12 protein-coding genes are annotated in these 12,805 nt (G+C 69.9%); 3 read left to right on the top strand and 9 right to left on the bottom strand.

Annotation, left to right across the window (positions count from 1 at the left end):
- Positions 1 to 65 precede the first annotated feature (65 nt).
- Positions 66 to 740 carry a hypothetical protein gene (locus tag ACIBGM_RS00920; protein WP_396384053.1) on the top strand — a complete coding sequence of 225 codons (675 nt, stop codon included), beginning with the start codon at positions 66 to 68 and terminating at the stop codon, positions 738 to 740.
- Here ACIBGM_RS00920 and fxlM read toward each other — a convergent pair.
- Both fxlM and ACIBGM_RS00910 read right to left on the bottom strand, forming a co-directional pair.
- Entirely contained in the window at positions 724 to 1,923 is a 1,200-nt protein-coding gene (fxlM, locus tag ACIBGM_RS00915) for a methyltransferase, FxLD system (RefSeq protein ID WP_396384052.1), read from the bottom strand. The two genes, ACIBGM_RS00920 and fxlM, sit on opposite strands and share 17 nt — an antisense overlap.
- Positions 1,924 to 1,926: 3 nt before the next feature.
- On the bottom strand, positions 1,927 to 2,424 hold the full coding sequence (locus ACIBGM_RS00910; protein ID WP_396384051.1) for a MarR family winged helix-turn-helix transcriptional regulator: 498 nt from the start codon (positions 2,422 to 2,424) through the stop codon (positions 1,927 to 1,929).
- A gap of 73 nt (positions 2,425 to 2,497) precedes the next feature.
- On the opposite strand from ACIBGM_RS00910, the gene ACIBGM_RS00905 reads away from it, so the two are divergent.
- Positions 2,498 to 3,391, top strand: coding sequence for an EamA family transporter (locus ACIBGM_RS00905; RefSeq protein ID WP_396384050.1), 894 nt, complete (start codon positions 2,498 to 2,500; stop codon positions 3,389 to 3,391).
- Positions 3,392 to 3,393: 2 nt separating this feature from the next.
- Positions 3,394 to 4,017, top strand: a complete 624-nt coding sequence (locus tag ACIBGM_RS00900; protein ID WP_396384049.1) for an NAD(P)-dependent oxidoreductase — start codon at positions 3,394 to 3,396, stop codon at positions 4,015 to 4,017.
- Positions 4,018 to 4,583: 566 nt separating this feature from the next.
- Here ACIBGM_RS00900 and ACIBGM_RS00895 read toward each other — a convergent pair.
- The 7 genes from ACIBGM_RS00895 to aroC all read right to left on the bottom strand — a co-directional run bounded on the left by ACIBGM_RS00895 (position 4,584) and on the right by aroC (position 12,767).
- A complete protein-coding gene (locus ACIBGM_RS00895; protein WP_396384048.1) occupies positions 4,584 to 5,252 on the bottom strand; it encodes a LuxR C-terminal-related transcriptional regulator in 669 nt (222 codons plus the stop codon).
- Between the two features lie 251 nt (positions 5,253 to 5,503).
- Positions 5,504 to 5,944, bottom strand: coding sequence for a type II 3-dehydroquinate dehydratase (aroQ, locus tag ACIBGM_RS00890; RefSeq protein ID WP_360530402.1), 441 nt, complete (start codon positions 5,942 to 5,944; stop codon positions 5,504 to 5,506).
- Between the two features lie 54 nt (positions 5,945 to 5,998).
- Positions 5,999 to 7,084, bottom strand: a complete 1,086-nt coding sequence (locus ACIBGM_RS00885; RefSeq protein ID WP_396384047.1) for a Gfo/Idh/MocA family protein — start codon at positions 7,082 to 7,084, stop codon at positions 5,999 to 6,001.
- Positions 7,085 to 7,094: 10 nt separating this feature from the next.
- Positions 7,095 to 9,872 (bottom strand): carboxypeptidase regulatory-like domain-containing protein, encoded by a 2,778-nt coding sequence (locus tag ACIBGM_RS00880; RefSeq protein ID WP_396384046.1) that lies wholly within the window; start codon positions 9,870 to 9,872, stop codon positions 7,095 to 7,097.
- 110 nt (positions 9,873 to 9,982) lie between these two features.
- A complete protein-coding gene (gene aroB / locus ACIBGM_RS00875) occupies positions 9,983 to 11,071 on the bottom strand; it encodes a 3-dehydroquinate synthase (RefSeq protein WP_396384045.1) in 1,089 nt (362 codons plus the stop codon).
- Complete coding sequence (locus ACIBGM_RS00870; RefSeq protein WP_396384044.1) at positions 11,068 to 11,565, bottom strand: shikimate kinase; 498 nt, start codon at positions 11,563 to 11,565, stop codon at positions 11,068 to 11,070. The genes aroB and ACIBGM_RS00870 overlap by 4 nt, the downstream gene beginning before the upstream one ends.
- Positions 11,562 to 12,767 (bottom strand): chorismate synthase, encoded by a 1,206-nt coding sequence (gene aroC / locus ACIBGM_RS00865; protein WP_396384043.1) that lies wholly within the window; start codon positions 12,765 to 12,767, stop codon positions 11,562 to 11,564. The genes ACIBGM_RS00870 and aroC overlap by 4 nt, the downstream gene beginning before the upstream one ends.
- Between the last annotated feature and the right edge of the window lie 38 nt (positions 12,768 to 12,805).

Genomic DNA, 12,805 nt, shown 5'->3' with positions numbered 1-12,805 from the left:
CGGGCGGCCCCCTGCGGGCCTTAGGCTGGCAACCCGAGGGACGGCCGGACCGACGGAGGCAGCCGATGCTGGAGTTCGCGATCTTCGTCATCGTCATGATCGTGGTCAGCGTGGTCGGGAAGGTGCGGAAAGAGGCCTCCGGCGGCAAGAACCCGAACGCCCGGGTGCAGAAGCTGATCGAGCAGGTGCAGAACCAGTACCTCAGCCAGCCGACCCAGCTCCAGGGCCAGTACGGATCCAGCCGGCCCGCGACTCCCCCGCCGTACCAGCCGCAGCATCAGTTGTCGGGGCAGTGGTTGCCGTCGTACGGGCCGCCGCAGGGGCACCGGCCGCCGCAGCACAACCTGCCGGCGCCACGGCAGGACACCGACAACCGGGTGCGGGAGCTGATGAAGGCCGGCAACGAGGTGGCCGCCATCCGGTTGCTGTGCGACGAGCAGGACATGGGCATCCTCGAGGCCCAGAAGCACGCCCGCGCTCTGGTCGCGCCGCCCGGCTCCGCACCCGCGCAGTCGAAGCCGGCCACCGCGCCGGCTCCTGCGCCGGCGCCTGAGGAAGAGGAGACCCGGTACGTCGGCTCCGCCGCGTTCGCCGAATCGATCTTCGACCTGGACCGCGAGGAGGACACCTGGGCCAGCGGCTGGGTCGACGCCCCCGAGCCCGAGGACCGCTCCGACATCGACGAGCTCTGGCAGACGGTCGCCAACCCACCACGGCCCGGAGCTAACCCGGCCAACTGATCCGGAAGCACCCGTGCCGGCGCTCGATCCGGAACCCGTCTGGTACGGCGGCGCCTTTCGAGTAGACCTGGAACGTCGGGCCCGGTCCGTGCCGATGGTGCGCGTCCCAAATTTGCACCTGGTCCACCATCCGACGCATCAGCTCCCGCGCGTCCGGCCCATGCCCGTTGACGCCGAGCTCCACGAATGACGCGGGTCGGCGCCGAGCCGGGCATGACGTCAGGTAGGCCACGCTGTCGCGCGTCGCCATGGCGGCTGCACCCCAGCGCGGCGACGGCGCGACCGTCTGCACGCTCTGGTCGGCGAACAGAACGCAGTACCCGGGCAGGGTCGCCGCGAGCCACAGGTTGAGGTCGAGGAGAGGCTCCTCGCGGTTCATCACGACACCCGACCAGACCTGCCCACGTGGCTCGTCGAGCACGCCGTCGTACGGGTGCGCCTCGCTCTCCTGGTCCTCGTCGAAGCCGACGTACACCTCGTCCTTCGCGATCGGCACGACTCGCTCGTAGTTCGCACCGGCGCCCTGCATGCTGACGAATCCGCACAGCGTCGTCGACCGGCTGTCCAGGTGGTCGGCCACCCGGTCGAACGCGATCGACCGGGTCTGCCCCCGAAGCCGCAACGGTACGACGATGCGGCCGCCGATCCGGAGCTGGTCCATCCAGGCCGGAGCGATGTCCCACGCCGTCACGGTCACCACGATCAGGTCGTACGGCGCACCCGCCGGCACCCCGAACTCGCCGTCCGCGCGGACCACCCGGACGTCGTCGTACCCGGCGTCCGCCAGCACGGCGCGGGCCCGGTCGGTGACCTCGGGATCGATGTCGACCGTGGTGACCGAGCCGGTTGGCCCGGTCAGCTCGCGCATCAGCGCCGCGTTGTAGCCGCCGGAGCCGATCTCGAGGACACGGTCGCCAGGCTGGATCGCGGCCTGGCCGAGCATCAGCGCGACGATGCTCGGCTGCGACACCGAGCTGATCGCCACGCCGGCGTCGTTCCGCTTCATCAGCACGACGTCGTCGGCGTACGCGCGGTGCAGTGGCGCCTGCGGGACGAACAGGTGCCGTGGCACGGTTCGGAACGCGGCTGCCACCCGTTCGTCCCGGATGGAGCCTTCGGCCACCAGATGCCTGGTGAGGGCCGCACGCAGCTCGTCCGCTTGGAGCGCGTCGCGGGCACTCATCGGTCAGTCCCTCTTGTCCCCGAGGGACTCGAGCAGTGTGCGCAGCAGGTCCGCGAACCGCTCCCGCTCGGCGTCGGACAGCCCCGACAGCAGCTGGTTCTCGGTGTCGATGTGGGCCGGCAGCACACGGTCGATCAGCTGCAGGCCGTCCTCGGTCAGCGTCACCCGGACACCACGGCCGTCGGTCTCACTCGGCTGACGTGTGACCAGGCCGCGCGCCTCCAGCCGGTCCAGGCGCTGGCTGATCGCGCCCGACGTCACCATCGACGAGCGCATCAGGCCGGCCGGGGTCAGGCTGTGCTCGGCGTTGCTCCGCCGGAGTGTCGCCAGGACGTCGAACGACGCGCGGTCGAGGTCGTAGCGCGCGAAGTTGCGCCGCAGCTCGGTGTCGAACAACAGGCCGAGCCGGCTCACCCGCCCGACGACTCCCATCGGCGAGGCGTCCAGGTCCGGCCGCTGCTCGGCCCACTGCTCGAGCACCAGGTCGACGTGATCAGCCATGGTTCCAGCCTAGTCCCGGATTGCTTAGTGGTGAGGGATTGAAAGTAGCTTAGCGCTGAGATATTTTATCTTAGTGCTAAGCAATCGAGTCTCTCTTCTCCTGGTCACGGCGATCACGCCGCTGCTCTGGGGCACCACCTACCTGGTCACCACCGAGCTGCTGCCGCCGGGCCGTCCGTTCCTGGCCGCGCTGCTCCGAACACTGCCCGCCGGACTGCTCCTCGTCCTGATCACCCGCGCCGTCCCCCGTGGCAGTTGGTGGTGGCGGTCGCTGGTCCTCGGCACGCTCAACATCGGTGCGTTCAACGCGCTGCTGTTCATCGGTGCCTACCGGCTGCCGGGCGGTGTGGCCGCGACCGTCGGTGCAATCCAGCCGCTGTTCGTCGCCCTGTTGTCGACCGGTCTGCTTCATCAGCGACTGTCGCTGCGGACCGTGCTGGCAGCGATCGGCGGTGTCTTCGGCGTTGGCCTGCTGGTCCTGCGCGCCGACGCCCGCCTCGACACCTGGGGTGTGATCGCAGCGCTCGGTGGCGCGGTGGTGATGGCCTTCGGCGTCGTCCTGAGCAAGCGCTGGACGTCACCGGCTCCGCTGCTGGCCACGACCGGCTGGCAACTCGCCGCCGGCGGTCTGGTGCTGCTGCCCGTCGTCTACCTGGTCGAGGGAACGCCGCCGGCGATGACTGCCCAGAACGTCCTCGGCTACGCCTACCTGGCGCTCATCGGCTCCGCGGTCGCGTACGCCCTGTGGTTCCGTGGGATCCGGCACCTCTCCCCCACCGATGTCACCTTTCTGCTGCTCCTCAGCCCGGTGACCGCGACGGTCATCGGCTGGCTGGCGCTCGACCAGCGCCTCACCACGGCTCAGGGCGTCGGCGGCCTCGTCGTCCTGGCGGCGCTGCTCAGCTCGCAACTCGGGCGGAGACCCACCGCGGCACCGGTGCTGATCCCGGCTGCGGAGAGGTGCTGAGCATGCGCATCCTCGTCTTCGGCTCGTCCGGCGCCGTCGGCAGCCGGGTTGTGCAGGAAGCAGTCCGTCGCGGCCACGAGGTGACGACGGTCAGCCGCACCCGGCCACTCCAACCGTCCGCTCACCATCGGCAAGGCGACGCCTCCAACCCGAACGACGTCGCCGCATTGAGCGAAGGCCATGACGTAGTCATCAGCGCGACCCGGCCGCCACCCGGCCAGGAGGGGCAGCTCGTCGAGGCCGCCAAGGGTCTGCTGATCGGTCTGCGAGCCAGCGGCGTACGACTCATCCTGGTCGGCGGCGCGGCGAGTCTGCTCGTGCCGGGCCTGGAGGTGCCGTTGGTCGAGGCACCGGACTTTCCGGAGAGCCTGCTGCCGATCGCGCTCGCGTGCATCGAGCAGTACGAGGTGATCCGGGCGGCCGCGGACGTCGACTGGACCTACGTGACTCCGCCCGCGCTGCTCGAACCGGGCGTCCGCACCGGCGGCTACCGACTGGGCCGGGACCACCTGGTGACCGCTGACGACGGCACGTCGTCCCTCTCGATGGAGGACTTTGCGATCGCCCTGATCGACGAAGCCGAGCGGGCACGCCATCGGCGCACCCGCTTCACTGTCGGCACCTGATATCCGCGTCAAGGGACGTTCGGGTCGTAACCGCTGTTCGGTACCGCTCGACAGGACGTATAGGCCCACTGCCGGCCGATCCTCGCCTGAACCGGCCACCGAGCAGGCTCGAGCACCGGACACCTCCTGTCGAACCGCACCACCCGCCCGCCCTGTCCACCCACCACAGCACCGGCGCCCGCACCCACCATCCACCACCGCCGCCGCCCCCCGGCGCGGGCATTTCAGGGGAGAACCCCTGAAATTGTCCCTTCTCCCGTCCCCTGCGGGGGGAGAAGGGACAACTTGAGGGGATAACCCGTCATGTGACCGCGGGGTGGACGGGGGTCGCGGATGGGTCCCCGAATGCTTCTCGACGAGGCACTAGACGGTATGGAGTGACGCACGACTGAGTGGGCGCGGACTGCATTGCCTCGTTCGGTGATGGTGGTCCAGGCGCTGGTCGGCATCAACGTCGTTCATGCTCGCTGCGCTGCGCGTGCTCCACGTTGACACGTCAGGCGCCGCTGGACCAGCCCTCTCCAGCGGCGCCTGACCCTGCCCTCTTTACACCAGGTCAGTCCATATCAGATCAGGCCCTCGCGGAGGGCGTAGGCGACGGCGTGCGAGCGGTTCTTCAGTTGCAGGCGGCTGGTCACGTCGTGCAGGACGTTCTTGACCGTCCGCTCCGAGTAGGACAGCTCCCGGGCGATCTCCTGCGTGTCCTTGCCGTCGGCCACCAGCCGCAGGACCTGCGTCTCGCGGTCGGACAGCCCGGTGTGGGACAGCCCGCGCGGCGCAAGCACGTGCCGCTGCATCCGCGACACCTGACCGAGCAGCCGGCCGAGCAGATCCGGCGGCAGACTGCCGTCACCCGCGGCCGCGGCCTGCAGGAGGTGCACGATGCGATCGGCCGTCGCCTCGGTACGCCGAAGCACACCGGACACCCCCAGCTCGACCGCGGTCATCAACGCGTCGTCGTCGATCGTGCTGCCGATCAGCACGGTCCGGCGGCACCCCCGCTGAGTTGCCGCCCGGAGCACCTGTACAGCTGCCGCGTCCAGCGAGTCGACGGCGATCAACGCGACCACTGGCGGGGCAGTGCGCTGATCGGTCGGCTTGGCCTGGATCGACGCCAGGTCGGCGTCGGTGAGCAGGGCGATCTCCGGCCGCTGCCGCAGCGCGTGCACCAACCCGAACTGCGACAGCGGGTCGAGGGCTTTCACCCAGACCGGAATACGTTGCTGCATGGACATACTTGTCACTCCCCCAGAGCGTTGATGAACGGAACGGACCGAATCCGTAGGCACACGAACCCCCAAAATCGTCGATTCCGATCGTGCACCCGAACCTTCAGCCAGCCTTAAGACCGGGTCACGACCCACGCCAAGCGTGAAGCACCGGCGTCTCACCTCGATCTCTTGGCCGCGAGACCGCGGAAACAGGCCCGGAAAACCAGCTCCCCGGGCCTGCCTTCACCTGCTAGATGCCCGAAAGGGCAGATTGGTTACGCGTCCAGCGAGCTGATGGCGCGCAGGGCGAGGCGGTAGGAGTCGATGCCGAAGCCGGCGATGGTGCCGGTGGCGACGCCGGAGACGACGCTGTTGTGCCGGAACTCCTCGCGGGTGGCGGGGTTCGTCAGGTGGATCTCGATCAGCGGCGCGGTGCGCTGCGCGCAGGCGTCGCGCAGCGAGTACGAGTAGTGCGTAAACGCGGCCGGGTTGAGCACCACCGGCAGCTTCCCGTCGGCCGCCTCGTGCAGCCAGCCGACCAACTCGGCCTCGTCGTCGGTCTGCCGGACCTCGACCTCCAACCCGAGCTCGGCACCGGCCTTCTCGCACTCCCCGACCAGGTCGGCGAACGTCGTCGTCCCGTACTTCTCCGGCTCCCGCGACCCCAGCCGCCCAAGATTCGGCCCGTTCAGCACCAGCACCCGTCGTCCACTCACACAACCACCCTAGTGGAGCCCCTCCCCCACCACGCCTCCAAACCGTCCTGCCAGTCAGGACCAGGGGGCTCCGGGGCCGCCCATTCGGTGGGCGTAGTCGGAGCCCTTGGTCAGCTCGCCGCGGCGGACTGGCTTGTCTGTGAAGGCCGAGGCGTAGATCGCGGCTGCGAGCTCAATCGTGTTTCGGGCCTCGGCCAGGGGCACCGGTGCCGCCTTGCCGGCCAGCAGGGCGTCCAGGACGGCGTTGAGCTGGGCTGTGTGACCGCTCGGCACCTCGGGGAGGCCGTTGGCCCACGCCTCGCTCACCGAGTCCTGATCCGGTGCGGGCGTGACGGTCCAGTTTTCGTTCTTGTAGCCGTAGAGGTGTTCCAGCTCGACCGTCGCGTTCTCGTAGTCGAAGCGCAGCTCGGACGTCTGCCGCGGCGAGACCAGCGAGTTCACGACCGACGCCACCGCGCCGTTCTCGAAGGTGACCAGCGCCATCGAGACGTCCTCGGTCTTGGTCGGCCGGGCCTGCCGGGCCGCGATCGCGGTGACCTTCTCCCACGGGCCGAGGATCGACAGCAGCAGGTCGAACTGGTGGATCCCGTGCCCCATTGTCGGGCCGCCGCCCTCGACCTCGAAGGTCCCCCGCCAGGGCATCGCGAAGTACTCGTCGTCGCGGTACCAGACTGTGTTGCACAGGGCAACCAACGGCCGCCCGAGCACCCCGTCGGCGGCGAGCTCGCGCAGCCGCACCGCACTCGAACCGAAGCGGTGCTGGAAGATGCACACGACCTGCGCGGACGACGCCCGCTCGGCCTCCAGCAGCTCGTCGAGCTCGTCCAGCGACAACGTCGGCGGCTTCTCCGTCAGTACGTCGACACCCGCCGCGAGGCACTCCGCGGCCAACGGCACGTGCGAGCTCGGCGGCGTGCACAGGTGGACCAGGTCGACCTCGCCGGCCGCGAGCAGCTCGGTCAGGCTCGAGTACACGGTGGGGATGTCCCACTTGGTCGCGAACGCCTGCGCCCGGTCGAGGTCGACGTCGACCGCGCCGACGAGCTGGGCGCGGTCTGCACAGGCCACCACCGCTCCGGCGTGGGCGTTGGCGATCCCGCCGGTGCCGACGATCGCGATCCGGTACTTGCTGTCAGACATGCATACCCTTTCAGGAGAGACCGTAGGAGATGCGTACGTCGTCGACGTGCGCGCTGCCGTAGTTGGAACTGTTGGCGTAGAACGCGATCCCGCCCAGCGCGGGCATCGCGGTGCGGAACGGCTGGTCGTCACTGATCCGCACTCCGTCGATGAACAGGTCGAACCGCTGGTTGACCGTGTCGACGACCAGCCGGACGTCGTACCAGCGGCCGAGCTCGTAGCTGCCGACGGTCCGCGAGGTCGAGCCTTCGTACGCGATGATGTTGCCCTTGTCGAAGGCGACGCTGACTGCCGCCGTGCCGCTCTCGTTGTAGAGGTACGGCAGGCCGAACCAGTTGCTGCCGGACAGGTACGGCTGGTCGCGCATCACCCGCGCCTCGACGGTCACCAGCCCACGCAGCGGCGTCGCGAACACCTGGGAGATCCCGGTTCCCGCCGTACCGCCGGTGTTCGTCCCGCGGGCGAGCCGGACGCTCCGATCCGACGCCGACGGCACCTCGGCGACGTCGACCGCGTTGCCGGTCGCATTCACCGTCCAGCCGCCGGTTCCCGTGGGCAGTGCACCGGGTGGCAACGCATCGAAGTCGTGGGCCTGCTGCTCGTCGCGCACCGGATCCGCCAGCAGGAACGCACCGGCGTCGGCCGCAGCCGCAGGCAGCACAGCCACACCGGACCGCTCGACGGTCTGCCGTCCGCTGAGCTCAGCCACCACCGTGTACCCACTGCCCATCGGCACATCCGGTACGACGAAGCCGCCGTCCGCACCCGACTGAGTCGTGCCGACAACCTCGCCTCCAGACCGCACGGTGACCGCAGCACCCGGCAAGGCCTGAGCCCGTTGGTCGAGCACGCGCCCGGTGATCGACCCATCGGTGTCCTGCAACCCGACCGTCAGGTCCTGCCTGCTCGTGTCACCCCGGCGTACGGCGACAGTCGCGCTGCCCGCGTCATACCCGTCCTTGCTCGCGGTGACCGTGGCGACCGAGCCGAACGCGAAGCCTTCGAGCCGGTAAAACCCACCGGCCTGAGTCACGGCACTACGAGACCCGGCAACGACGGTTGCTCCCTCGACCGGGTGACCGAACTGGTCGCGGACGAAGCCGTTGACGGACTCCCACGTCTGCTGCCGCGGAGTCCGGTACTCGAAGGCGCCCAGGTCGGGCGGTCCCTGGTAGAGCGCCGTACCGGCGTAGTCCCGCCCACCGTTGTCCTCGACCGCAGCCGCTGTGCCGACGGCGATCGATCCCGACGTCGGCACCAGCGCCAGCGCCCGATCCAGCCGCGGGCCGCTCTCCTCAGTCCCGTACGGACCGCTCAGCGCCGCCTTGAACAGCGGATCGCCCTGCAGCGCACGACGATCCGACGACGGTACGGCGAGCGCCGCGCCGGCGTAGAGGTTGTTGTCGTAGGTGATCGTCGGACTCGTGGTCAGCGAAGCGTTCGCCCGGGTCGAGTACAGGATGTTGTTGCGGATGTCGTACGTCGCGGCCAGCGAACTGCCGTAGCCGTAGATCAGGTGGTCGCTGCGATCGCTGTAGATCGTGTTGTTGTAGACCTTCGCGGTCGCGGCCCGGTCGGAGTGCAGGTAGATCTGGTAGCGCGAGTTGCCGGCGATGGTGTTGTAGCGGATGACCGTGTCGCCGAACGAGAACTGGCAGATCAGGATCCCGTCCCCGTTGTGGTGGACGAAGTTGTACTGCACCACGATCCGGGTCGTCGCCTTGTCCGGGTCGATCGCGTTCGAGTCCGCGCCACCGGCCTTCTGCTGGGTCTCGTACACCTCGTTGTGCTGGATCACCACGTCGTCGGCGTAGTACGCCTCGATGCCGGACGTGCCGGCCCGGTAGACCACGTTGCCCTCGACCAGGCCGCCGCGGACGTCGGTCAGGTACATCCCGTTGCAGGCGTAGTCGTTGCCGTCCTGCTGGATGAAGTTGTTGCGGATCACGACGTTCGTGTGCGGGGTGAACCGCGGGTCGGTGGCGTTCGCGCGCTCACCCCAGCCGGTCTGCACCGCGCCCTCGGACGAGCCGGTGTGCTGCTTGACGACGATGCCGGCGAACGACGTGCGCTTGACCGAGGAGTTCTGCACCAGGATGTCGTCGAGGACGGTCGCCGTACCCGGGTTCGCGACGTCGGCGACCGTGCCGCGGAAGACGATGCCGCCGGTGTTCTTCGAGCGGTCCCAGCCGGTCTGGAAGGTGACGCCGGGCTTGTTGCCGGCCGGGTCGCCGCCGATCCAGTTCACCTCGCCGGTGACGTCGTGCACGTCGACGCCGTCGAGGACGAAGTGGCTGAGGGTGCCGCCGGCGTCGCCGGCCACCTCGATCCCGCGGAGGTCGCGGAGATTGGTCCCGGGCTCGCCGGTGAGCGGCCTGGCGTTGGTGACCTCGAGGTTGCGGATCTCCCAGTCGTGCTGGTTGAACAGCCGGACCGTCTCGGCGACCTCACCGGCGCCGTGGATCGCGGGCCTCGCGCCCGGACCGTACTTGTCGATCACGATCGGCCGGCCAGTCGCGCCGGAGCCCTTCGGCCACAACTGCCCGCCCCAGCTCTGGCCGGCGCGGAGCAGAACCTGGTCGCCCGGCTCGAAGGTCGTGTCGTTGACCTTCTGCAGGCTCCGCCAGGCGCGACCGGGCGAGGTGCCCTTCGCCTGGTCGGACCCGTGCACGGCGTCGACGTAGTACTTGGTGCCGCCGCCGCTTTCCACCGCGGCCGCACTGGACGGCAGCAGCCCTACCCCGAGCAACACCGCGCCCAGCAGGGCGCGCCCCAGCCTCTTGCCCATCGGAAAGCCCTTTCCAAGGTGTCCTCCGACATCCTGGAGTGGTTTCCACCGATGAACAAGGGCAAGTCCAGCAGGTGACCGGATCCGGTCAGCCGATGGTCGAACTGGCGTCAGCTGACTTCGGCGTAGGCCGCGACCAGCAGGCTTGGATCGGGCGCCTCGAAGATCGCGGGCTTGGCCAGGCCGTCGAGGACGACGAAGCGGAGCCGGTCGGCCCGGGTCTTCTTGTCCAGCTTCATCGCGTCCTGCAGGTGCGGCCAGGCGTCGGCGCGGTACTTCACCGGCAGCCCCAGCGTCTCCAGTACGGCGCGGTGCCGGTCGGCGGTCGCGTCGTCGAGGCGACCGGCCGCACGGGCCAGTTCGGCGACGAACACCATGCCGATGCTGATCGCGGCGCCGTGCCGCCACTTGTACCGCTCGACCCGCTCGATCGCGTGGCCGAGGGTGTGGCCGTAGTTCAGCGCCTCCCGGCCGATCCGGCCGCCGACCGTCGTGGTCCGCTCCCGCAGGTCCGCGCCGACGGTGTCCGCCTTCACCTGGATCGCGCGGGCGATCAGCTCCTCGGTGGCGTCGTACTCCGCGCTGGAGGCGCCGGCCGGGTCCTTCTCGACCAGGTCGAGGATCACCGGGTCCGCGATGAAGCCGCACTTCACCACTTCGGCGAGACCGCTGATGTAGTCGTTGCGCGGCAGCGTCTCCAGCGCGGCCAGGTCGCACAGCACCCCGGCCGGCTCCCAGAACGCGCCGACCAGGTTCTTGCCCTCGGCGGTGTTGATGCCGGTCTTGCCGCCGACCGCCGCGTCGACCATGCCGAGCAGCGTGGTCGGAATGTGCACGACCTTCACGCCGCGCAGCCAGGTCGCGGCGACGAAGCCGGCCAGGTCGGTCGTCGTCCCGCCGCCGACGCCGACGATCGCGTCCGACCGGGTGAACCCGGCCTGCCCGAGCACCGACCAGCAGTACGCGAGCACCTCCGCAGTCTTGGCCTCTTCGGCGTCCGGGATCTCGATCGCGTGCGCGGTGTAGCCGCCGGCGGTCAGGTCGTCGCGGATCGCGTCCCCGCTGGTCCGCAACGCCCGCGGGTGGATGACGGCGACCCGCTGGACACCGTCACCGAGCAGCCCGGGCAGCTCCCCGAGCAGGTTGTTGCCGATCACCACGTCGTACGGCGCCGCCGCGGCGACTCGAATCCGGTTCACTTGAGGTGCTCCAGGATTTCGTCGGCGATCTCGTCGGGGGTGCGGTTGTCGGTCTGCACGGTGAGCTTGGCGACCTCGGTGTACAGCGGCCGGCGCGCTTCCATCAGGTTGCGCAGCTGGGTGCGGACGTTGCCGAGCAGGAGCGGGCGCGCGACCCCGAGGCCGACACGCTTGGCCGCCTCGCCGAGGCTGACGTCCAGGAAGACCACGTTGTGCCCAGCCAGGTCGGCGCGGGTGTCCGGGTCCAGAATCGCGCCGCCGCCGAGCGACAGGACGTCGTCGCCCTGCAGCGCGGCGACGATGGCGGCCCGCTCGAGCGCCCGGAAGTGCGGCTCACCGTGGTCGACGAAGATGTCCGAGATCGGCTTGCCGGCCTCCTCCTCGATGTCGGTGTCGGTGTCGCGGTGCCGCACGCCGAGCCGCTCGGCCAGCAGTTCGGCAATGGTCGACTTCCCCGAGCCGGGCGGCCCGACCAGGACGACTACCGGGCTCACAGCTCTGCCCACTCCCGCGGCGTGATGGTCGACGGCAGGTTCGCCAGGTATGCCTTGTGGTTGCGGGACGACTCCTCGACCGAATCGCCGCCGAACTTCTCCAGCGCGACCTCGGCCAGCACCAGCGCCACCATCGCCTCGGCCACGATCCCCGCAGCCGGTACGGCGCACACGTCGGACCGCTGGTGGTGTGCCGACGCGGCCTCGCCGGTCGTGGTGTCGATCGTGCGCAGCGCCCGCGGCACGGTCGCGATCGGCTTCATCGCGGCCCGTACCCGCAGCGTCTCGCCGGTGCTCATGCCGCCTTCGGTGCCACCGGAGCGACCGCCGGTCCGCCGGACCACGCCGTCCTCGGCGACGATCTCGTCGTGCGCCTTCGACCCCGGCGTCCGGGCCAACTCGAACCCGTCCCCGAGCTCGACACCCTTGATCGCCTGGATGCCCATCAGCGCGCCGGCCAGCTTCGAGTCCAGCCGCCGGTCCCAGTGCACGTAGCTGCCGAGGCCGGGCGGCAGCCCGTCAACGACGACCTCGACGACGCCGCCGAGGGTGTCGCCGGCCTTCTGCGCGGTGTCGATCTCGGCCACCATCGCCTTGCTCGCGTCCGCGTCCAGGCAGCGCACCGGGTCCGCGTCCAGCTTCGCGACGTCGCCGTACGACGGGATCACGCCGTACGGCGCCTTGACCGTGCCGAGCTCGACGACGTGGCTGACGATGGTCACGCCGAACGCCTGGTTCAGGAAGCGGGCCGCGACCTCGCCGAGCGCGACCCGGGCCGCGGTCTCGCGGGCGCTGGCCCGCTCGAGCACCGGGCGGGCCTCGTCGAAGCCGTACTTCTGCATGCCGGCCAGGTCCGCGTGACCGGGGCGCGGGCGGGTCAGCGGCGCGTTCCGGGCCAGGTCGGCCAGCGTCTCCGGGTCGACCGGGTCGGGGGCCATCACCTGCTCCCACTTCGGCCACTCGGTGTTGCCGACCTGGATCGCGATCGGGCTGCCCAGCGACAGCCCGTGCCGGAACCCGCCGACGAACGTCACCTCGTCCCGCTCGAACTTCATCCGGGCGCCGCGGCCGTAGCCGAGCCGACGACGAGCCAGGGCGTCGGCCACGTCGTCCGTGGTGACCTTGACGCCTGCGGGAAGACCTTCGAGTACGGCGACGAGCGCTTGTCCGTGCGACTCGCCGGCGGTGAGCCAGCGCAGCATGCCCCCGATTCTTCCACGCGCATTCCACCGCCCGGACG

The sequence above is a fragment of the Kribbella sp. NPDC050470 genome (genome assembly GCF_044458365.1).
In the GTDB taxonomy this organism is placed as follows: Bacteria; Actinomycetota; Actinomycetes; order Propionibacteriales; family Kribbellaceae; genus Kribbella.
The sequence above is the reverse complement of the archived record's forward strand: the minus strand, read 5'-3'. Positions and strand labels throughout refer to the sequence as shown.

Excerpts from the sequence above, each read along its gene's own strand:
- ACIBGM_RS00920 (WP_396384053.1), top strand. The coding sequence starts at position 66 with ATGCTGGAGTTCGCGATCTTCGTCATCGTCATGATCGTGGTCAGCGTG.
- fxlM (WP_396384052.1), bottom strand. The coding sequence starts at position 1,923 with ATGAGTGCCCGCGACGCGCTCCAAGCGGACGAGCTGCGTGCGGCCCTC.
- ACIBGM_RS00910 (WP_396384051.1), bottom strand. The coding sequence starts at position 2,424 with ATGGCTGATCACGTCGACCTGGTGCTCGAGCAGTGGGCCGAGCAGCGG.
- ACIBGM_RS00900 (WP_396384049.1), top strand. The coding sequence starts at position 3,394 with ATGCGCATCCTCGTCTTCGGCTCGTCCGGCGCCGTCGGCAGCCGGGTT.
- ACIBGM_RS00895 (WP_396384048.1), bottom strand. The coding sequence starts at position 5,252 with ATGTCCATGCAGCAACGTATTCCGGTCTGGGTGAAAGCCCTCGACCCG.
- ACIBGM_RS00885 (WP_396384047.1), bottom strand. The coding sequence starts at position 7,084 with ATGTCTGACAGCAAGTACCGGATCGCGATCGTCGGCACCGGCGGGATC.
- ACIBGM_RS00880 (WP_396384046.1), bottom strand. The coding sequence starts at position 9,872 with ATGGGCAAGAGGCTGGGGCGCGCCCTGCTGGGCGCGGTGTTGCTCGGG.
- aroC (WP_396384043.1), bottom strand. The coding sequence starts at position 12,767 with ATGCTGCGCTGGCTCACCGCCGGCGAGTCGCACGGACAAGCGCTCGTC.